Origin of the sequence: Streptomyces sp. NPDC051133, from assembly GCF_040682635.1 — a bacterium.
Classification (GTDB): Bacteria; Actinomycetota; Actinomycetes; order Streptomycetales; family Streptomycetaceae; genus Streptomyces.
This window is the reverse complement of sequence record NZ_JBFBBK010000042.1, coordinates 38390-56837: the sequence shown is the minus strand read 5'-3', so window position 1 is coordinate 56837 and position 18448 is coordinate 38390. Positions and strand designations below refer to the sequence as shown.

18 protein-coding genes and 1 pseudogene are annotated in these 18448 nt (G+C 72.2%); 10 read left to right on the top strand and 9 right to left on the bottom strand.

Going from position 1 to position 18448, the window contains the following annotated elements; all coding sequences use genetic code 11:
- Positions 1 to 141: 141 nt before the first annotated feature.
- Together AB0N17_RS33425 and AB0N17_RS33420 are read right to left on the bottom strand one after the other, a co-directional pair.
- Complete coding sequence (locus AB0N17_RS33425) at positions 142 to 2172, bottom strand: thioredoxin domain-containing protein (protein ID WP_366015353.1); 2031 nt, start codon at positions 2170 to 2172, stop codon at positions 142 to 144.
- Positions 2153 to 2743 (bottom strand): helix-turn-helix domain-containing protein, encoded by a 591-nt coding sequence (locus tag AB0N17_RS33420; protein WP_366015352.1) that lies wholly within the window; start codon positions 2741 to 2743, stop codon positions 2153 to 2155. Before AB0N17_RS33420 ends, AB0N17_RS33425 begins: the two co-directional genes overlap by 20 nt.
- Positions 2744 to 2895: 152 nt before the next feature.
- Between AB0N17_RS33420 and AB0N17_RS33415 the strand changes: the two genes are divergently transcribed.
- Positions 2896 to 3294, top strand: coding sequence for a hypothetical protein (locus AB0N17_RS33415; RefSeq protein WP_366015351.1), 399 nt, complete (start codon positions 2896 to 2898; stop codon positions 3292 to 3294).
- A 138-nt stretch (positions 3295 to 3432) separates the two neighbouring features.
- Positions 3433 to 6602, top strand: a pseudogene (locus tag AB0N17_RS33410) (tetratricopeptide repeat protein).
- Positions 6603 to 6611: 9 nt separating this feature from the next.
- Here the strand turns inward: AB0N17_RS33410 and AB0N17_RS33405 are convergent.
- Both AB0N17_RS33405 and mca read right to left on the bottom strand, forming a co-directional pair.
- Positions 6612 to 6854 carry a hypothetical protein gene (locus AB0N17_RS33405; protein WP_366015350.1) on the bottom strand — a complete coding sequence of 81 codons (243 nt, stop codon included), beginning with the start codon at positions 6852 to 6854 and terminating at the stop codon, positions 6612 to 6614.
- The gene (mca, locus tag AB0N17_RS33400) at positions 6847 to 7707 is read right to left on the bottom strand and encodes a mycothiol conjugate amidase Mca (protein WP_366015367.1); all 861 of its coding nucleotides are present in this window, start codon (positions 7705 to 7707) and stop codon (positions 6847 to 6849) included. The genes AB0N17_RS33405 and mca overlap by 8 nt, the downstream gene beginning before the upstream one ends.
- A gap of 123 nt (positions 7708 to 7830) precedes the next feature.
- Here mca and AB0N17_RS33395 point away from each other — a divergent pair, with 123 nt between their 5' ends.
- Together AB0N17_RS33395 and greA are read left to right on the top strand one after the other, a co-directional pair.
- A complete protein-coding gene (locus tag AB0N17_RS33395; protein ID WP_366015349.1) occupies positions 7831 to 8229 on the top strand; it encodes a DUF4307 domain-containing protein in 399 nt (132 codons plus the stop codon).
- Positions 8230 to 8419: 190 nt separating this feature from the next.
- Positions 8420 to 8920 carry a transcription elongation factor GreA gene (gene greA / locus AB0N17_RS33390; protein WP_366015348.1) on the top strand — a complete coding sequence of 167 codons (501 nt, stop codon included), beginning with the start codon at positions 8420 to 8422 and terminating at the stop codon, positions 8918 to 8920.
- Between the two features lie 111 nt (positions 8921 to 9031).
- Here the strand turns inward: greA and AB0N17_RS33385 are convergent, their stop codons facing one another.
- From AB0N17_RS33385 to ilvA, 3 genes are all read right to left on the bottom strand, one after another.
- Positions 9032 to 9892 (bottom strand): ABC transporter permease, encoded by an 861-nt coding sequence (locus tag AB0N17_RS33385; RefSeq protein ID WP_366015347.1) that lies wholly within the window; start codon positions 9890 to 9892, stop codon positions 9032 to 9034.
- Positions 9889 to 10872: an ATP-binding cassette domain-containing protein gene (locus tag AB0N17_RS33380; RefSeq protein ID WP_366015346.1), complete on the bottom strand. Its 984-nt coding sequence runs from the start codon at positions 10870 to 10872 to the stop codon at positions 9889 to 9891. Before AB0N17_RS33380 ends, AB0N17_RS33385 begins: the two co-directional genes overlap by 4 nt.
- 238 nt (positions 10873 to 11110) lie before the next feature.
- Positions 11111 to 12340 (bottom strand): threonine ammonia-lyase, encoded by a 1230-nt coding sequence (gene ilvA / locus AB0N17_RS33375; RefSeq protein ID WP_366015345.1) that lies wholly within the window; start codon positions 12338 to 12340, stop codon positions 11111 to 11113.
- Between the two features lie 161 nt (positions 12341 to 12501).
- Here ilvA and AB0N17_RS33370 point away from each other — a divergent pair, with 161 nt between their 5' ends.
- From AB0N17_RS33370 to AB0N17_RS33360, 3 genes are all read left to right on the top strand, one after another.
- Positions 12502 to 13008, top strand: a complete 507-nt coding sequence (locus tag AB0N17_RS33370) for a MarR family transcriptional regulator (protein WP_366015344.1) — start codon at positions 12502 to 12504, stop codon at positions 13006 to 13008.
- A 155-nt stretch (positions 13009 to 13163) separates the two neighbouring features.
- Positions 13164 to 13667, top strand: a complete 504-nt coding sequence (locus tag AB0N17_RS33365) for a sigma factor-like helix-turn-helix DNA-binding protein (RefSeq protein WP_366015343.1) — start codon at positions 13164 to 13166, stop codon at positions 13665 to 13667.
- Between the two features lie 16 nt (positions 13668 to 13683).
- Positions 13684 to 13932, top strand: coding sequence for a hypothetical protein (locus AB0N17_RS33360; RefSeq protein ID WP_366015342.1), 249 nt, complete (start codon positions 13684 to 13686; stop codon positions 13930 to 13932).
- Between the two features lie 13 nt (positions 13933 to 13945).
- On the opposite strand, the gene AB0N17_RS33355 is transcribed toward AB0N17_RS33360, so the two are convergent.
- The gene (locus AB0N17_RS33355; RefSeq protein ID WP_366015341.1) at positions 13946 to 15100 is read right to left on the bottom strand and encodes a cystathionine gamma-synthase; all 1155 of its coding nucleotides are present in this window, start codon (positions 15098 to 15100) and stop codon (positions 13946 to 13948) included.
- Positions 15101 to 15253: 153 nt separating this feature from the next.
- Between AB0N17_RS33355 and AB0N17_RS33350 the strand changes: the two genes are divergently transcribed.
- Complete coding sequence (locus AB0N17_RS33350) at positions 15254 to 16372, top strand: hypothetical protein (RefSeq protein ID WP_366015340.1); 1119 nt, start codon at positions 15254 to 15256, stop codon at positions 16370 to 16372.
- Positions 16373 to 16432: 60 nt separating this feature from the next.
- Here the strand turns inward: AB0N17_RS33350 and AB0N17_RS33345 are convergent, their stop codons facing one another.
- Positions 16433 to 17107 carry a maleylpyruvate isomerase family mycothiol-dependent enzyme gene (locus tag AB0N17_RS33345; RefSeq protein ID WP_366015339.1) on the bottom strand — a complete coding sequence of 225 codons (675 nt, stop codon included), beginning with the start codon at positions 17105 to 17107 and terminating at the stop codon, positions 16433 to 16435.
- 171 nt (positions 17108 to 17278) lie between these two features.
- On the opposite strand from AB0N17_RS33345, the gene AB0N17_RS33340 reads away from it, so the two are divergent.
- Together AB0N17_RS33340 and AB0N17_RS33335 are read left to right on the top strand one after the other, a co-directional pair.
- Positions 17279 to 17902 carry a DUF6230 family protein gene (locus tag AB0N17_RS33340; protein WP_366015338.1) on the top strand — a complete coding sequence of 208 codons (624 nt, stop codon included), beginning with the start codon at positions 17279 to 17281 and terminating at the stop codon, positions 17900 to 17902.
- Complete coding sequence (locus tag AB0N17_RS33335; RefSeq protein WP_366015337.1) at positions 17893 to 18393, top strand: DUF6114 domain-containing protein; 501 nt, start codon at positions 17893 to 17895, stop codon at positions 18391 to 18393. The genes AB0N17_RS33340 and AB0N17_RS33335 overlap by 10 nt, the downstream gene beginning before the upstream one ends.
- Positions 18394 to 18448: the final 55 nt, after the last annotated feature.

Genomic DNA, 18448 nt, shown 5'->3' with positions numbered 1-18448 from the left:
GTTCTGTGAAGTGCGGGAGCTGTTCCTATAAATAACGTGTTTCGGAACGGCGGGCGACTAGCGGGATCTATCCGAACAGCCGCTCACATACGGACAGTTCGCCGATTACGCTCCCGCGCCATGGGACCAAGTCCCGGCTGTTCAGCGGCTGTTGAGCGCTGCACGCAGCCGTTCCGGATCGGTCGTCGGGGCGTCGCAGGTGAAGTTACGGCAGACGTACGCCGCCGGTTCGCCCGCCACGAGCGGCCGGCCGGCGAGGAGCGGGAACTCGTCGCTCTCCGTGGTCCCCACGGCGACGACGGCTCCCGGGGCGGTGCCCAGCAGCGCCGTACGGTGCAGGGCGCCGGTCCGTTCGTCGGCGAGGGACGGGCCGACGACCGCGACCTCCTTCGGCCCGTCGAGCAGCGCCTCGGCGACGGCGAGGCCCCAGCCGATGAACCGCGGCACGCGCGGCCCGAGGGTCTTCACGACGCCCAACGCCCGCTCGGCGGCGGTCCGATGGGCTTCCGACCCGGTGTGTGCGGCGTAGCCCAGCAGCGCGCCGGCCGCGGCGGTCCAGCCGGAGGGGGTGGCGTTGTCGGTGGGGTCCTGGGGCCGGCGGATGAGCTTCTCGGCGTCGGAGGCGGTGTCGTACAGGGCGCCCGTCTCCGGATCGGTGAAGCGGGCGAGGACGTGGTCGAGGAGCAGTCCGGCGAAGTCCAGCCAGACGCCCTCGCCGGTGACCGACGCGAGTGCGAGGAAGCCCTCGGCGACGTCGGCGTAGTCCTCCAGCACGCCCGCGTTGGGGCCGACGCGGCCGTCCTTGCTGGTCCGGGCGAGGTGGGCGTGCTCGTCGAAGTGCACCCGGACGAGCAGGTCGGCGGCGGCGACGGCGGCCTCGACCAGGTCGGGCCGGTCGAAGTAGGCGCCGGTCTCGGCGAGCGCGGCGACGGCGAGCCCGTTCCAGGCGGCGACGACCTTGTCGTCCCGGCCGGGAGCGGGGCGCCGGGCCCGGGCGGCGAGGAGGCGCTCCTTGACGGAGGCGACCTTCCCGGCGTCCGACACGCCCTCGTCCTGCGGGAGCTGGAGCACGGACTGCCCGTGCTCGAAGGTGCCCTCCTCGGTCACCCCGAAGTACTGGGCGGCGAGTTCGGCGTCCTCGCCCAGCACCTCGCGCAGCTGCCGCGGCGTCCAGACGTAGTACGCGCCCTCGACGTGCCGGCCACTGCCGTCGTCGCTGTCGGCGTCGAGCGCCGAGGCGAACCCTCCTTCGTCCGTGTGCAGTTCACGGACGAGGAAGTCGGCGGTCTCCAGCGCGACCCGGCGGGCGAGATCCGATCCGGTGGCCCGCCACAGGTGGGCGTACACCCGGCACAGCAGGGCGTTGTCGTACAGCATCTTCTCGAAGTGCGGCACGATCCAGTCGCGGTCGACGGAGTAGCGGGCGAAGCCGCCGCCGAGCTGGTCGTAGATGCCGCCGCGGGCCATGCGCTCGCAGGTGTCCTGGGCCATCTGCAGCGCGCCCTCGGCGCCGGTGCGCGCGTGGTGGCGCAGCAGGAACTCCAGGGCCATGGACGGCGGGAACTTCGGTGCCCCGCCGAATCCGCCGCGCTGCGGGTCGTACTCGCGGGTCAGCCCGAGCAGGGCCTGCGCGAGTTCCTGCTCGCCGGGGGCGCGGTCGCCCTGATGGCTGATCTCCCGCTGGGCGAGGTCGCGGACGATCTTCCCGGCGACCTCGGCGACCTCGTCGTGCCGGGTGCTCCAGGCCTGCTGGACCCCCTCCAGCACCTGTAGGAAGGAGGGCATGCCGTGCCGGGGCTCGGGCGGGAAGTAGGTGCCGAAGTAGAAGGGTTCGGCGTCCGGGGTGAGGAAGACCGTCATGGGCCAGCCGCCCTGCCCGGTGGCCGCCTGGACGGCCTCCATGTAGACGGCGTCGACGTCCGGGCGCTCCTCGCGGTCGACCTTGACGCTGACGAAGTGCTCGTTCAGGTAGTCGGCCGTGGCCCGGTCCTCGAAGGACTCGTGCGCCATGACGTGGCACCAGTGGCAGCTGGAGTACCCGACGCTCAGCAGGACGGGTTTGCCGGCCTTGCGGGCCTCGTCGAAGGCCTCGGCCGACCAGGGCCACCAGTCGACGGGGTTGTCGGCGTGCTGGAGCAGGTACGGGGACGTCTCATGGGCCAGTCGGTTCACCGTTCCACTCTCCCACGGGCTCGGGCACCGCGAAGAAACGCACGAGCACCGGGCGCGCCCCTTCCGGGGCGTCCTCGCGCGCGCGGCTGTAACGGTCGAGCAGGGCGTGGTACTCCCGCATGAAATCGAGCAGTTCCTGCTTGGTCATCCAGGTGCCGTGGCGCTGGATCTGGGCCCAGCCCCCGGGGCCGCGGTACTCCTCGTAGGCACGGCGGTGGAGTGCGGTGTCCAACTCGATCTTGATGTGGGCGACCTGGACGGCGGCCGCGTACTCCTCCGCGGACATGGCGGCCGGGTCGGGCGTGGTGTGCCGGAAGGGCAGCGCCCGCCACCAGCGCTCACGCCCGCCGGACTTCTCCGGGATCTCCTCGACGAGCCGCTGCTCGGCGAGTTTGCGCAGGTGGTAGCTGGTGGTGCCGGAGCTTTCGCCCAGTTCGCGGGCGAGGACGGTGGAGTTGGCCTCGCCGTGCCGGCCGAGGTATTCGAGGATCCGGCGGCGCAGGGGATTGCCGAGGGACTTGTAGAGAGCGGTGCGCTCAAGGCTGGTCATCTCGGGCATGCCGTCGGTCATGACGCCACGGTAACCCTGAGAACCCTGAGACGTCCCCGATGTCTGCCGAATTTTCTTTGCAGAACTTTCTCTGCGATTTACTGTGGAGGCAGTGGGAAACCGCAGGATGCGGTCGGAGGCAGCCGGAGACGCTGCCGGAAGGGGGCGGGGCGATGAGGAAGAAGTGGACGCTGGTGGCGCTGGGTGCGGCGGCGGTCCTGCTGGTGCCGTGGATGGTGGTGCTGGCGGTGACCCTGCCGGGCAGCACCGAGGTGGATCACTGGCCGCTGGCCTGGATCGGCCTGGACGTCCTGATGGCGGCGGGCTGCGCGGCAACGGCCCTGCTGGGCCTGCGCGGTGACCCCCGGGCCCGCCTGACGGCCTCCGCGACGGCCGCGGTGGCGATCCTGGACGCCTGGTTCGACATAACGACGTCGGGGACGGGCGCCCCGCTGGCCGAGGCGCTGGTGTGCGCGGTGGCGGAGGCGGCGCTGGCGGCGGCCTGCGTGGTGCTCGCGCTGGGCAGGGGCCGGCGGGCGGACCAGGGGTTCGAGCACGCCGGTGGACGGTGACCGCCTCGCCCGGCGCCCCGTCGCCGCGGCCGAGTGCCACGAAACCCTCACCCGCCCGCTGATCGCTCCCCCTCGCCATCCCGCCTCCCCCGAAGGACACTCGTAGGCAAGGAAGTTGCCGCCGGAGGGGGACGGGACATGCGGGACGACCATCGGGCGGAGGCCGAGCGGCTGCTGGCGCGGGCCGTGGAGGAGGAGGTACGGCGCTCGGGAGGGCGGCTCGACGGACAGCTGCTGCTGTCGCGTGCGCGGGGCGGACTGGACGCGATGACGCAGGCCGCCGGGGAGGAGTACGAGGCCTACGCGCACGCCCTGGAGGAGGCCGAGGCCGGCCGGATGACCTTCGGCCAGCGCTGCGCCCGCGAGGGCGCCGGAACCGCCTTACTGGCGACGGCCGTCGCGGCGGTCGCCGCGGCCGTGGCCGACCTGGCCCTCGGCACCGGCACCGGCACGGCCGTCGGCGCGGGCGTCGTCGCGGGTGCGGCCGGCGCCGCCGCCACGGTGGTGAAGGTGGCCGGTTCCCATCTGCCCGCCGCCCATCACCGAGCGGGCGCGGCCGGTCAGCCCGGCGGCCCGGAGCAGCTGCGGCTGCAGTGGCTGACCGCGCTGGAGGTGCGGGGCATCCGCCCCTTCCTCGACCAGCAGCGGATGCTCAGCGCCTCCACGGGCCCGAAGAAGACCGGCGGCCCCGCGCTGCGCGGCACGGACAAGAGCGCTGCGGCCCGCAGGCGCACCGTACTGGAGCAGTCGTTCGGTCAACTGCCCGAGCCGGCGGGCCCGTTCGCGGGGCGGCGGCAGGAGCTGGCACGGATCCGGCAGTGGGCGCAGGCGGCCCGGGCGGCCACCGAGACCCGGCCGACGGTCGTCGTCCTGCACGGCGAGCCCGGCTCCGGCCGGACCACGCTCGCGGTACGCGCGGCGCACGATCTGCGGGACCACTTCCGGGGCGCGGTCGTCGTGGATCTGCGCGGCGGCAGCCGGGAGGAGGCCCCACTGTCCACCCGGGACGCCCTGCTGCACCTGCTCAACCGGCTGGGCGCGCCCCGCGAGCAGCTGCTGTTCCGGGAGCGCTCCTCCCCCGACCAGCAGGTCAAGCGGCTGAGCGAGCTGTACCACCAGCACCTGACGGGCCTGCCGGTGACGATCGTGCTGGACGACGCCTCGGACCCCGAGCAGGTGCGGGCGCTGGTGCCGGAGCGCTCCGACAGCCTGGTCCTGGTCACCGCCCGGGCGGCGTTGGAGCTGCCCGTGGACCTGCCGGCCTGGGTGCACCGGCTGCCGGTCGAGGCGCTGGACGTGGCGGGCGCCGAGGAGTTGCTGGGCACGGCCGCCGAGGACGCGTCGGGTCCGTACGACGCCGAGTCCGCCGAGACGATCCGCGCGCTGTGCGGCGGCCTGCCCCTGGCGCTGCGGATCGCGGGCTCCGCGCTGGGACCGCGCTCACCCCGGCAGCTGGCCGGCGACCTCGGCGCGTACGGCCCGGTGGAGCCGGTGGAGCGGGCGCTGTGGCTGCGCTACACCGATCAGCCGGAGCCGGCGCGCCGGCTGCTGCGAAGGCTCGCGCTGGCCGGGCGTGCCTCGCTGGGCGCGGCGGCCGCCGCGGCCCTGCTCGCCACCGACGAGACGGAGGCGACCCGGCATCTGTCCGCCCTGGCGCGGGCCGGGCTCCTGGACCACGTGCGCGGCAGCCGCTACCGGCTGCACGACCTGGTGCGCGCCTTCGCCCAGGCCCGGCTGCTGGACGAGGAGGACCCGGCCGAGCGCACGGCGGCGCAGGAACGACTGATCGTGAACTACGCGGAGCTGGCCGACTCGGTGCTGCGCCTGGTCGACGGCAACATGTCCACGCGGTCGAACCAGTTCGGCTCGCACGGCTTCCCCTCGCTCGACGAGGCGCTGCGCTGGCTGGACGACGAGTCCAGCTTCATCACGGCGGCGCTGCGCCAGACGGAGGGCGTGAACCAGGCGGCGGTGCTGAATCTGCTGGGCGCGCTGTGCGACTACTGCCTGCTGCGCGGCGACCTGTACCGGCTCGGCGAGATCAGCGAGCTGACCCAGGCCGTGGACCAGGGCCTGCTGGTGCGCTCGGTGCAGTGGCGCACCGGCATCGCGGCCCGGCAGCTGGGCGAGCTGGACAAGGCGCGCACCACGCTGGCCTCGGTGGTGGACCTGTACCGGGAGGCCCACCACGACGCGGGTGCGGCCCGCGCCCTGTGCTCGCTCGGCATCACCCTGCACCACCAGGGCAATCTCACCGAGGCCGCCGCCAAGCTCCAGGAGGCGCTGGACCTGCAGGCGGCACCGGAGCTGGCGACCGACCGGGCGTGGACGATGCACGCCCTCGCCGCGGTGCAGCGGGACCGGGCCCGGCTGTCGGAGGCGCTGGAGCTGCTCACCGCCTCCCTGGTCCTGCACCGTGAGGGCGGCTCGGTGCACGGCGAGGCCTGGGCGCACTTCCAGCTCGGTCAGCTGGCGCTGCGCATGGGCGACGTGCCGCGCGCGGAGACGGAGCTGCGGGCCGCCCTGGAGCGGTACGGCCGTACGCGCGACGCCCGCGGCGAGGCGTGGGCGCTGACCCAGCTGGCCCGGGCACGGCTGGTGGACGGCGACGCCACGGCCGCGGTCGACGCCCTGCGGCAGGCCGCCGCCCGGCACCGGGACAACGAGGACGCGCGCGGCGAGGCATGGACCCTGTACTACCTGGGGCAGGCGCTGGAGGAGACCGGCGAGCTGGACCAGGCGGTCCGCGACCTGGAGCGGTCCCGGACGATGTTCTCCCGGATGCGCGACCTGTACGGGCTGGCGTGCGCCCGGCACCACTCCGCCCGGGTCACCCGGGACCAGCGGGCCGCGCAGACCGGATCGCTGCGCAACTCCGGCTTCGCCCGACAGCTGCTGGTGGACGCCCGCACGCATGGACCTGTCTGGAGCTGGCGGTGGTCGACGCGGGCAACGCCCGCACCCAGCAGGCGCTGGCCCTGTGCGACGAGGCGCTCGACCTGTTCGCCTCCTACGGCGACCGGCGCGGCGAGGACTGGGCCCGCTTCCTGCGCTGCACCCTGCTGCCGTACGCGGCGCCGGGCGGGACGGAGGTGGGCACGGCCGTCGCCCAGGAGGAGCTGGCTCAGCTGGAGCGCGCCGCGCATCCGCAGCGTGACGAGAAGCTCACCGGCTTCCTCTCGGCGTACGCCCTGCTGCTGGAGCGGGGGGTGAGCCTGGAGGCCGGCTGGCAGGCCTGGCGTCTGCGCATGACGCCGGACCGCCACGCCCGCGAGGTGATGGGGGTGGCGGTGCCGGCGGGACGCTGACGACCCGGGTCAGCTCCGCCGTGCCGTGGAGTCCGCCTGCTCGTCCTTCGCCTCGGGGTCGGGGGCCTCCTTGAAGTCGACCTTCCGCATCTGCTTGCTCATCGACTTCATCAGGCCCCAGACCGCCAGGGCCATCACCGCGAAGACGACGAAGCCGAGGACGCCGGGGGTGACCTTGTTCTCGTCCACCTCCTTGGCGAGGGGGACGAGGTGCGTCACTGCCAGGCTCACGCTTGCGCTCATGTCAGGCATTGTCGCGGATGCCCGCGAAGAGGTCGTCCTCGGGGAGGGAGGTGTCGACGAGCGACTTCGCCAGCTCGTACTCCTCCGTGGGCCAGACCTCCTTCTGCAGCTCCATCGGGACCCTGAACCAGCCGCCGTCCGGATCGATCTGGGTGGCGTGCGCGATGAGCGCCTTGTCCCGGATCTCGAAGAACTCCGCGCACGGGACGTGCGTGGTCAGCGTGCGCTCGGTGCGCTCGATCTCGTTCCAGCGCTTGAGCCACTCCCCGTACGGGGACTCCAGGCCGCGCTCGGTCATCGCGTGGTGGAGCGCCTCGGTGCGGGGGCGGTTGAAGCCCTGGTTGTAGTAGAGCTTCAGCGGCTGGTACGCGGTCCCGAACTCGCTCTCGGGGTACTTCTCGGTGTCCGCCGCGCCCTCGAACGCCACCATGGAGATCTTGTGGGTCATGATGTGGTCGGGGTGCGGGTAACCGCCGTTCTCGTCGTAGGTGGTGATCACCTGCGGACGGAAGGAGCGGATCTGCTTGACCAGCTCACCGGCCGCCTTGTCGACGTCCTCCAGGGCGAAGCAGCCCTCGGGCAGCGGCGGCAGCGGGTCGCCCTCCGGCAGGCCCGAATCGACGAAGCCGAGCCACTCCTGCTTGACCCCGAGAATCTCCCGGGCCTCGTCCATCTCCTTCTTGCGCACCTCGTGAATGTGCTCCTCGATGTACGCGTCGCCCTGCAGTTTCGGATTGAGGATGGACCCGCGCTCGCCGCCCGTGCAGGTCACCACCAGCACATCCACCCCCTCGGACACGTACTTCGCCATGGTCGCAGCGCCCTTGCTCGACTCGTCGTCGGGGTGCGCGTGAACGGCCATCAGTCGTAGCTGGTCAGTCAAGACTCAATCCTCGTAAGTCGGCGCCCCCCGTGTCTTGGGGTGCGATCGGCGCTTCTATAGTGACCGAATCGGGGGGCGAATAATTCCGCGGAGAGGACGATCATGAGTACGGCGAGCACGCGGCCGCCCGAGGGCCGCTACGGCCGCTCCTCGGACGAGCGCGCCGACCGCAAGCTCAAGGTCGCCGGCGCCGTGCTCGGCGCGGCCCTGCTCGCGCTGGTCGGCTACTTCGCCTACCACTACGTGGTCGAGAGCAAGATCAGCGCTCAGGTGATCACCTTCCAGTCCACGGACGACGCGGTCGAGGTGCACCTCGAGGTGCACAAGGACTCCGGTACCGACGGCTACTGCACGCTGCGCTCCCAGGGGGCCGACGGCTCCGAGGTGGGCCGGGCGGACTTCCGGTTCACCGGGGCGGCCACACGCATCGACAAGGTCGTCACGCTCCGGACGACGGCCAAGGGGACCACGGCCGAGCTGCTCGGCTGCCACGCCGGCTGACGCCTGCCGGACATGCCCCGGCGTCACCCGGAATACGTAGGCCGTGACCTGCGTTGATGCAATTCTGATGCCTTATGTCCTCCCCCTTCTGCCGTTGAATTGTTAGGCTCGTGGTTTCGCCCATCCGAGAGGGAACATTCTTCTGGGTAGGGCGATGCTTTGTATTCCCAGTACCGACGAGGAGCACCCTGTGACCCAGACCAGCGAGAACGTCACCTGGCTGACCCAGGAGGCGTACAACAAGCTCAAGGACGAGCTTGAGTACCTTACTGGTCCTGCGCGCACGGAGATCGCCGCCAAGATCGCGGCCGCGCGCGAGGAGGGCGACCTGCGCGAGAACGGCGGGTACCACGCGGCCAAGGAGGAGCAGGGCAAGCAGGAGCTGCGTGTGCGGCAGCTGACCCAGCTTCTCGAGAACGCCAAGGTGGGCGAGGCTCCGGCCTCCGCCGACGGTGCCGTCGCGCCGGGCATGGTCGTCACGATCGCCTTCGACGGTGACGAGGACGACACCCTGACGTTCCTGCTCGCCTCCCGCGAGTACGCGAGCACCGACATCGAGACGTACTCCCCGCAGTCCCCGCTCGGCTCGGGCGTGATCGGCCACAAGGTCGGCGAGGACGCGGACTACGAACTGCCGAACGGCAAGAAGGCCTCGGTGCGGATCCTGAAGGCCGAGCCGTACGCGGCCTGACCCAGCCGCACGCGGCTGAGCCCAGCCGCACCGGGCCGGTCCCGGCCCCTGCTGCCATCCGGGCCCCCGGCGTCCAAGGACGCCGGGGGCTTCGTCATGCACACCGCGTCGTCATGCGGTGGCGGACCGGTACTTGCGGACCGCGAAGGTGCGGAAGACGGCGATGATCAGGACCGAGTAGATCAGCGACGCCCACACCGGGTGCTCCATGGGCCAGGCGTGGGAAGTGGACCGGCCCGGGTTGGCGAAGAGCACGCGGCAGGCCTGCGCGGTGGCACTGAAGGGGTTCCACTCGGCGATGTGCCGCAGCCACGGGGTCATGTGCGCGGGGTCCACGAAGGCGTTGGAGATGAAGGTGACCGGGAACAGCCAGATCAGCCCGCTGGACGTCGCCGCCTCGGGGGTGCGCACGGACATGCCGATCAGAGCGCCGATCCAGGTGAAGGCGTAGCCGAGCAGGAGCAGCAGGCCGAAGGCGGCGAGGACCTTCCCGGCGTTGGTGTCGCCGTCGGACCCGACCCGCCAGCCGACCAGCAGGGCGACCACCGCGAGGACGACCAGGGTCGCCGCCGTCTGCACGAGGTCGGCGAGGGTGCGCCCGGTGAGCACCGCGCCGCGCGCCATCGGCAGGGAGCGGAAGCGGTCGATGAGCCCCTTGTGCATGTCGTCGGCGATGCCGGCGCCGGAGCTCGCGGTGGCGAACGTGACGGTCTGCGCGAAGATGCCCGCCATGAGGAAGTTCTTGTAGTCGACGGCGCTGGTGCTGCCGCCGATCTGCATGGAACCGCCGAAGACGTACGTGAACAGCACCACGAACATGATCGGCTGGATCAGCCCGTAGATGATCATCTCGGGGATCCGGGACATGCGGATCAGGTTGCGTTTCGCGACGACCATCGAGTCGCGGACGGACCGGCTGACCGGATTGCCCGGCGGTGCCACCCGCACGGCCTCGGTGGTGACGGCACTCATTTCACGGCCTCCTTGCCGTTCGCCTCGTCCTGGCCGGCGGCCTCGGCCACGTGTCCGGTCAGGGACAGGAAGACGTCGTCGAGAGTGGGGCGGCGCAGCCCGACGTCGTCGAGCTCGATCCCGCGCGTGTCCAGTTCCCGGATGACCTCCGCGAGCAGCTTCGCGCCGCCCGTGACCGGGACCGTGAGCTTGCGGGTGTGCTCCTCGACCGCGGTCTCGCCCTTGCCGAAACCGGCGAGAACCTCGGCGGCGGCCGCCATGTGCTCGCGCTCGCGCACCACGATCTCCACCCGCTCGCCGCCGGTGCGGGCCTTGAGCTGGTCGGAGGTGCCCTGGGCGATGACCCGGCCGTGGTCGACCACCGCGATGTCGTGGGCGAGGTGGTCGGCCTCCTCCAGGTACTGCGTGGTGAGCAGCAGGGTCGTACCACCGGAGACGAGCTGTTTGATGACCTCCCACAACTGCTGGCGGTTGCGCGGGTCGAGGCCGGTCGTGGGCTCGTCCATGAACATCACCGGCGGGGAGACCACGAGGGCCGCGGCCAGGTCGAGCCGGCGGCGCATGCCTCCGGAGTAGGTCTTGGCGGGGCGGTCGGCGGCGTCCGCCAGGTGGAACTGCTCCAGCAGTTCCACCGCGCGCGCCTTGGCCGCCTTGCTCCTCATCTGGTAGAGCTGCCCGACCATCTGCAGGTTCTCCCGGCCGGTCAGGTATTCGTCGACCGCCGCGAACTGGCCCGACAGGCCTATGGAGCGGCGCACGGTGTCGGGGTTCTTCAGCACGTCCACACCCGCGACCACCGCCTTGCCGCTGTCGGGGCGCAGCAGGGTGGTCAGGCAGCGGACGGTCGTCGTCTTGCCGGCGCCGTTCGGCCCGAGCAGGCCGAGGACCGTGCCTTCGGGCACATCGAGGTCGACGCCGTCGAGTGCCCTTACGTCTCCGAAGGTCTTCACCAGGCCTTCGGCATGGATGGCGCCTGGCATGTCTGTCTCCACGTCGTCGGGGATGCTTCGGCAAAGGCTAGGTTTGCGAGCCCGTTTCCGCCCGCGGTTTTCCGCAAGCCCGCAAGCGGCCGCCCGGGAACGAGCGGGCACCCGGCGGACCCGGCGGCCACACCCACAACGTAACGCGATGTATCGCGTCTTACAACAGGTTTCCCCGACTTCCGTCCCAACGGGTGATCCCCGGATGCCGGGCCCCGGAGCGGGGGCCGGCCCGGCTTCAGTCGATGACCGTGTAGCCCGCGTAGCGCAGCGCCCGGCCCACCTCGGTGCAGTGCGCCGGGCCCTTGGTCTCCAGGTGCAGCTCCACCTCCGCCTCCGTCAGCCCGAGCCGCGGGTCGGTGCGCACATGGCTCACGTCGAGGACGTTGGCGTCCACCGACGACAGCACCCCGAGCAGCGTGGCCAGCGCGCCCGGGCGGTCCGTCAGCCGCAGCCGCACCGCCAGGTATCGGCCCTGCGCGGCCATGCCGTGCCGCAGCACCCGCTGCATCAGCACCGGGTCCACATTGCCCCCGGAGAGCACCGCGACCACCGGCCCCTCGAAGGCGTCCGGAGCACCGAGCAGCGCCGCCACCGGGCTCGCCCCGGCCGGCTCCACCACCAGCTTGGCCCGCTCCAGACACAGCAGCAGCGCCGCCGACAACTGGTCCTCGCTGACCGTGCGCACCTCGTCGACCAGTTCCTCGACGATCCCGAACGGCACCACGCCCGGCCGCCCCACCTTGATCCCGTCGGCCATCGTCGTCGGGTTCCGCACCGACACCGGGTGCCCGGCGGCCAGCGAGGGCGGGTAGGCCGCCGCACCCTCCGCCTGCACCCCGACGATCCTCACGTCCGGCCGCAGCGCCTTCACCGCGACCGCGATACCGGCCACGAGCCCGCCGCCGCCGATGCCCACGACGATCGTGCGGACCTCGGGGCACTGCTCCAGGATCTCCAGACCGACCGTGCCCTGACCGGCGATCACGTCCGGGTGGTCGAAGGGGTGGATGAACACCGCGCCCGTCTCGGCCGCGTACTCCTGCGCGGCGGCCAGCGTCTCGTCGACCACCTGGCCGTGCAGCCGCACCTCCGCGCCGTACTCCCGGGTCGCGCTGATCTTCGGCAGCGGCGCACCCTTCGGCATGAACACGGTCGCGTGCACCCCCAGCAGCGAGGACGCCAGCGCCACGCCCTGTGCGTGGTTCCCGGCGCTGGCCGCGACCACCCCCGCCGCCCGCTGCTCCGGCAGCAGCCCGGCGATGCGCACATAGGCACCGCGCAGCTTGAACGAACCGGTCCGCTGCAGGTTCTCGCACTTCAGGTGCACCGGCGCCCCGACCAGCTGGGACAGGTGCCGGCTGCCCTCCATCGCGGTCGCCCGTGCCACGCCCGCGAGCATCTTCTGGGCGCCGCGGACATCGTCGAGGGTGACGGTGCGCAAGGACTCAGCCGTGCTGTAGCTCATGACTCCAGCATCGCAGTTCACACTTGCGCGCGACTCGTGTGACCAAGCTCCGAGACCGGTTTGTGCAGGGCCGGTACGGTCCGTCGCCGGGCCGCGTACCCTGTCCCCCAACCATCAGCCTTTTATGAAGCGAGTCTCCGGCCATGCCCACAACACCTGAAATGTCGATGGACATGACGACCGTCGGTGAACCCGGTCTTCTCGACACCCTCCAGCACGAGGTGGCGGTGTTCGCCCGCCGCGCCGAGCAGACGCGGCTCGGCGGTGTGGGGCAGGTGCGCAACTCCATGGACCGCGCCGCCTACCTGCTGCTCAACCGCCTCGACAAGGAAGGCCCGATGGGCGTCAAGGCGCTCGCCGCGAGCATGGGCATCGACTCCTCCACGGTCACCCGCCAGGTGGCCCCCCTGGTCGACTCCGGACTCGTCAAGCGCACCTCGCACCCCGAGGACGGCCGCGCGGTGGTGCTCCAGCTCTCCCCGCGCGGGGCCACCCGGCTGGAGGAGGTGCGCTCCTCCCGGCGCCGGCTGATGGCCGAGCTGACCCAGGACTGGGAGCCGGAGGAGCGCGAGCAGTTCTGCTCCCTCCTGACCCGCTTCAACGGCGCCCTGTCCGCGCGGATGACGGTGCAGGGCGTCGCCCCGGCGGACCAGCCGCCGGCTTCCTGAATCCCGGCGCGTCCCTGACGGGTGCGGCTCGCGCCGACCGGTCGGCTCCGGAGTCTTGACCCCGGGCCGCCGCTGGCCTCATATGAGACCGGGTCCTGCGTCGTACGCGGTTCACCTGTCCCGTACCGGACGGGGCCCCTGCAGGGGGAGGAACGGTGCGTGATCGGCAGGTGTCCCACGGTGCCCGCCGGGCCCGGGAGTACGAGGCTTTCGTCGCGGGTGCCGCCGGGCGTCTGCTGCACGCCGCCACGCTGCTCACCGCCGAGGCTCCGCACGCCAACCCGCGCGCGCGGCGCCTGCTGACGCTGGCGCTCGCCCACACCTACGCCCGCTGGGACCGGCTGCGCGGCGAGGACCCGTACGACTGCGCCCGCCAGTACCTCGCCACCCGCTCCGCGCGCGCGACCTGGCACCGGTACGGCGCCTTCGGCCGCGCCCGGCCCGATCCGCGCAGCCCGCTCGCGGCCCTCGCCCCGCAGGAACGGCTCATCCTGGTGCTGCGGCTCTACGAGGGCGTCGCGGAGGAACAGGCGGCGGCTCTGCTCGGTCTGCCCGTGGAGCGCGTGCACACCCTCTGCGACCGGGCGACGGCCACGCTGCTGCACCCCGCCCGGCCGGCCGGCCCGCGCGCGGTCGGCACGAAGGTGGCGCCGTCATGAGCGCGGGGAGGGTGCGGTGAACCGGGCCGAGCGGGAGGCCGCCGTACGGCGCATTCTGGAGCAGACCCCGGCGCCGGTGCCGCCGGACCTGTGCGCGGAGGCGGTGCGCCGGGGCGAACGCGTGCTGCGACGCAGGCGGTTCGTCCACCGGGTGCTGTGGCTGCTGGCCTGCGCCGCGGTCGTCGCGTTCACCGTGTGGGCGGTCCGGGTGCACCCGTGGGTGGAGCCGCCCTCCCAGACGACTCCACCGGTCACCGGCTGGTGAGGCCGGCCGCTCGCTAGCCGAGGGCCTGCTGCAGGTCCTCCAGCAGGTCGTCGACGTTCTCGATGCCCACGGACAGGCGCACCAGGTCGGCGGGGACCTCCAGCGCGGAGCCCGCCGCGGAGGCGTGCGTCATCCGGCCCGGGTGCTCGATGAGGGACTCGACACCGCCGAGCGACTCACCGAGGGTGAACACCTTGGCGCGGTTGCACACCTCGACCGCGGCCTGCTCGCCGCCCTCGACGCGGAACGACACCATGCCGCCGAACGCCTTCATCTGCTTGGCGGCGACCTCGTGACCGGGGTGCTCGGGCAGCCCCGGGTAGAGCACGCTCGTCACGCGCGCGTGCCGCGTCAGCATGTCGGCGATCTTCGTGGCGTTCTCGCTGTGCCGGTCCATGCGCACCGCGAGCGTCTTGGTGCCGCGCAGCACCAGCCAGGAGTCGAAGGGGCCGGCGACGGCGCCCATCGCGTTCTGGTGGTACGCCAGCTCCTCGCCCAGCGCCTGGTCGGAGACGATCAGCGCGCCGCCGACCACGTCCGAGTGACCGCCCATGTACTTGGTCAGGGAGTGCACGACGACGTCGGCCCCGAGCGACAGCGGCTGCTGGAGGTAGGGGGTGGCGAAGGTGTTGTCGACGACGAGCTTGGCGCCCGCGTCGTGGGCGATCTGAGCGACGGCGGCGATGTCGGTGATGCCCAGCAGCGGGTTGGAGGGCGTCTCGACCCAGACCGCCTTGGTCCTCGGGGTGATCGCGGCCCGCACGGCGGCCGGGTCGCTGGTGTCGGCGACGGACCACTCCACGCCCCAGCGGGTGACGACCTTGGCGAACAGGCGGAAGGTGCCGCCGTAGGCGTCGTTCGGGATCACCACGTGGTCGCCGGGGCTGAGCAGCGTGCGGAGCAGGGTGTCCTCGGCCGCCAGTCCGGACGCGAAGGCGAGACCGCGCCGGCCGCCTTCGAGCGCGGCGAGGTTCTCTTCCAGGGCGGTCCGGGTCGGGTTGGCGCTGCGGCTGTACTCGTAGCCGCCGCGCAGCCCTCCGACGCCGTCCTGCTTGTAGGTCGAGACCTGGTAGATCGGCGGGACGACCGCGCCGGTGAGGGGATCCGCGGTGTTGCCCGCGTGGATCGCGAGAGTCTCGAAGTGCTGACTGATGTGCCTGTCGCTCATTGCACCGAGCGTAGTGCGCCCGGCCGGATGCTGACGGCCGCCGGGCGCACCGCGCACCGGACGAAGGGTTTTCCCTGTGGCCCGGCCCGGAGTTTTCCACAGGGCCGCGGAGGGGGTTGGCCAATTGTCGGCGGCGTCTGGTTCGCTTGGGACATGGCGATTCTCTGGCTGCTGATGGCGCTGCTCATGCTGAGCTTCGTCCTGCTCCCGGTCATGCGGCGCAGGCGCGGGGCGATCGAGCAGGTCCCCCCGGGGCACCCCGATGCCGCGGACCCGGCGGACTACGGCTTCGTGCGCCAGGAGGAGCTGGACGTGCGCATGCCCGGCCCGGACCAGGATCTGCTGGACGTCCTGGAAGTGGTGCAGCGCACGCAGGACTACCGGGCCGCCTCCCAGTTGCTGGCCGGCACCGAGTCCGGGGGCGAGGAGCGCTGGCAGCGGGTGCAGGCCTTCGCGGGCGCCGCCGCGCTGGAGCTGCAGCAGCGGCCGGGCGGGATACACGAGACGCCGGGCGGCCAGTGGCTCAGAGTGTGGCGGGCCGAGCAGCCGAAGGAAGCGGGCGGCGCCGCCGTCCACGCGGAGTTCCTGGTGCAGCAGGCGTGGCGTACGTCGACGCCGGGCACGGACGACTTCAGGATCATCATGGAGGAGGCCCGGGAGGCCTGCGCGCAGGCGGCCCTGTTGGCGCCCGGCGACCCGGTCCCGTACGTCGTCGAGCTGTCCGTCGCCCGCGGGCTCGCCTGTCCGCAGGCCGAGTTCGAGCAGCTGTGGCTGAAGATCCTGGACCGCGCGCCGCACCACATGGGCGCGCATCTGGCCGCGCTGCACTACTGGTGCGAGAAGTGGCACGGCTCGCGTGAGCAGGCGTACGCCTTCGCCGAGGCCGCCGCGGCCCGCGCCCCGCAGGGCTCGCTGCTCGCCGCACTGCCGCTGTTCGCGGTCTTCGAGCACCTCCCCGAGGTGAACCTGGTCGCGAGCTTCTACCAGAGCGAGGTCGTCACGAAGGCGATGCACGGCGCGCTGCACGCCGTGCACACCGCCCGCCCCGACGACCCGATGCTCGCGCACGTCCGCCATCTGCTGGTCTTCTTCCTGGTGCGCGCCGAGCGCTGGTCGGAGGCGATGGACCAGCTGATCCACGTCGACGGCCACGTCGGGGCCCTGCCCTGGACCCTGTCCGCCGACCCGGCCGCCGATTTCGCCCTCTACCGCGCCCTGGCCGTGGCCGGCTACGAGGCCAACGGCGGCAGCCCGGCAAGCCTGCCCGGCTGACCCCCGTCGCTGCGCCTGCCGGCACGGTGAGCCCTGTTCCCGGTCCGGGAGGGGGCTTCATCAGAGGAAGACGCGGGCGACCTCCAGCCACTTCCGGGCGTCCTCGCCGGTCGCCGTCATGCCGGTCTCGGACCAGGGGCGACGCCGGGTGACACACAGGCAGAAGTCGTGGGCGCCGCCCTGTACGCGTTGCGCGGCCGTCTCGGGGCCCCACACCCAGGTCCGTCCGTCAGGTGCTGTCAGCTCGACGCGGAAGGGGTCCGCCGGCTCGGCCAGTCCGACGGCGGCGAAGGACAGCGCCCGTCCCAGCACCCCCAGCGACGCGACGTGCCGCAGTCGATCCGTCGGGCGGTGCACCACGCCCACGGCGTCGAAGACGTCCTGCCCGTGTGCCCAGGTCTCCATCAGACGAAGGGGCGTCATCAGGGCCGGGGTCATCGCCGCTCCCGCGGCGGCGGCCTGGTCCGCGTACCCGCTGCCTTCGGCTTCCGCCCGCCTGAGCTCGGCGCCGAACGCGTCCGGAGTGCGTAAGGCGCTGAGCGCGTTCGCGTCCGCCCACGCGAGGTGGGCTAACTGGTGGGCGACCGTCCAGCCCGGTGCCGGTGTCGCTACGGACCAGTCGTCCACTGCCGTGACCAGGTCGTCGAGCTCGTCGCCCTCGGCCACCAGCGCGGACAGGACACCGGCGTCGCCGAGATCGGGCACGGGGAGGTTGTAGTTCAGCATGCGCGCCATGGTGCCACCCCTTCGTGCGGGCGTACGGCGACATCGGCGTCACCCGTACGGCGGCCCTGGCGTGCAGCCGATCACCACATCCGGAAGCCTAGGATCCGTCACTGGGCAGCAAGGAGAATGCCCGCTTCGTCCAGGTAAGAGGCGGCTCGCGCCGTGACCGAAGGAGACGGGATGTCGCCCCGTGCCGGCAGAACCCGTTGGCGCCGCTTCGCGGCGGTACTGGTTCCCAGCGTCGCCGCCTGCGCGGTCCTCGGCATCGCCATGGGACAGGGCGTGCTGGCCGCGTCGTTCCTCATCTCCGGCAAGGAGTTCCAGGTCACCGCGGACACGCTGACCGCCCGCGGCTTCAGCGCGTACGGCATGGTGGACGTGACCAGGCAGGGCGAGCGGGTGCCGGTGGAGGTCACCGGGGCCCGGCACTCGACGATCAGCGCGCTGTGCCAGTCCGTACTGGTCGAGGTCCCGCTGCTGGGCACGCAGACGCTGAAGCTCACCGGTGGGGACGAGCGACCGGTCGAAGCGACGAACCTGTTCCTCGACACGACGTTCCAGTCGGCCGGGCAGGCGGATTTCACGAACCTCGACCAGGGGATCGCACAGGCGGAGATCACCAAGGGCCCGGTCAACCCGGGCGACAGGAACTCGCGCTACTTCGACCCCGACGGCTTCGGGCAGCAGGCCTCGTCGGTCACCCTGACCGACGTGCGCCTGACCGCGGTCGCGCTCACCGCCGGTACGTTCAACGTCCCCGGACTGCGCGTGCGGCTCGAGCACGGCCGTCACGAATGCTTCTGATTCCCGGGCGGGCCGAACCTGCCGAACGCCCCCGACCGCGCGTCACCGCGGCACGCGTCAGCGCGGCGCGCGCCCGGCGCAGGTTCAGGACCTGGCGTGGCGAACGTCCGTTCTGGGCGGGGCTGTTCACCTCGACGGCGGGACTGCCCATCCTGTACTGGCCGTACGCGCATCTGGCGCTCGGCGGGATCCCGCTGGCCCTGTCGACCACGTCCGGTGCCGGAGCCCTGGTCATCGGGGTCCTGCTCATCGCCCTGGGGCTCACCCTCTGGTACCAGCCGCACCTGCGCGTGTTCTCCGGGATCGCCACGCTCCTGCTCACCCTCATCTCCTTCCCCGTCGCGAATCTCGGCGGCCTCTTCCTCGGAGTGATCACCGGGCTGGTCGGCGGCTCCCTGGCCTGCTCCTGGACGCCCGGCGCCACCGAGCCGTCGGCGGCGGACCTCGCCTCCACGGCCGTTGCGGCGGGTGAGAGCGAACGTGGCACCTGACCGCGTCCGTCGGCCCACTGGCCGGCCGGCCGGATCGTCATCGGACGCCTTCGCT

What these genes read in the sequence shown, in the direction of transcription:
- AB0N17_RS33395 (WP_366015349.1), top strand. Translation starts at nt 7,831, where the DNA reads ATGAGTACGGCGAGCACGCGGCCGCCCGAGGGCCGCTACGGCCGCTCC.
- AB0N17_RS33420 (WP_366015352.1), bottom strand. Translation starts at nt 2,743, where the DNA reads ATGACCGACGGCATGCCCGAGATGACCAGCCTTGAGCGCACCGCTCTC.
- AB0N17_RS33350 (WP_366015340.1), top strand. Translation starts at nt 15,254, where the DNA reads ATGGCGATTCTCTGGCTGCTGATGGCGCTGCTCATGCTGAGCTTCGTC.
- mca (WP_366015367.1), bottom strand. Translation starts at nt 7,707, where the DNA reads ATGGCCGTTCACGCGCACCCCGACGACGAGTCGAGCAAGGGCGCTGCG.
- AB0N17_RS33370 (WP_366015344.1), top strand. Translation starts at nt 12,502, where the DNA reads ATGTCGATGGACATGACGACCGTCGGTGAACCCGGTCTTCTCGACACC.
- AB0N17_RS33355 (WP_366015341.1), bottom strand. Translation starts at nt 15,100, where the DNA reads ATGAGCGACAGGCACATCAGTCAGCACTTCGAGACTCTCGCGATCCAC.
- AB0N17_RS33405 (WP_366015350.1), bottom strand. Translation starts at nt 6,854, where the DNA reads ATGCCTGACATGAGCGCAAGCGTGAGCCTGGCAGTGACGCACCTCGTC.
- ilvA (WP_366015345.1), bottom strand. Translation starts at nt 12,340, where the DNA reads ATGAGCTACAGCACGGCTGAGTCCTTGCGCACCGTCACCCTCGACGAT.
- AB0N17_RS33340 (WP_366015338.1), top strand. Translation starts at nt 17,279, where the DNA reads ATGTCGCCCCGTGCCGGCAGAACCCGTTGGCGCCGCTTCGCGGCGGTA.
- AB0N17_RS33415 (WP_366015351.1), top strand. Translation starts at nt 2,896, where the DNA reads ATGAGGAAGAAGTGGACGCTGGTGGCGCTGGGTGCGGCGGCGGTCCTG.
- AB0N17_RS33335 (WP_366015337.1), top strand. Translation starts at nt 17,893, where the DNA reads ATGCTTCTGATTCCCGGGCGGGCCGAACCTGCCGAACGCCCCCGACCG.
- AB0N17_RS33345 (WP_366015339.1), bottom strand. Translation starts at nt 17,107, where the DNA reads ATGGCGCGCATGCTGAACTACAACCTCCCCGTGCCCGATCTCGGCGAC.
- AB0N17_RS33385 (WP_366015347.1), bottom strand. Translation starts at nt 9,892, where the DNA reads ATGAGTGCCGTCACCACCGAGGCCGTGCGGGTGGCACCGCCGGGCAAT.
- AB0N17_RS33380 (WP_366015346.1), bottom strand. Translation starts at nt 10,872, where the DNA reads ATGCCAGGCGCCATCCATGCCGAAGGCCTGGTGAAGACCTTCGGAGAC.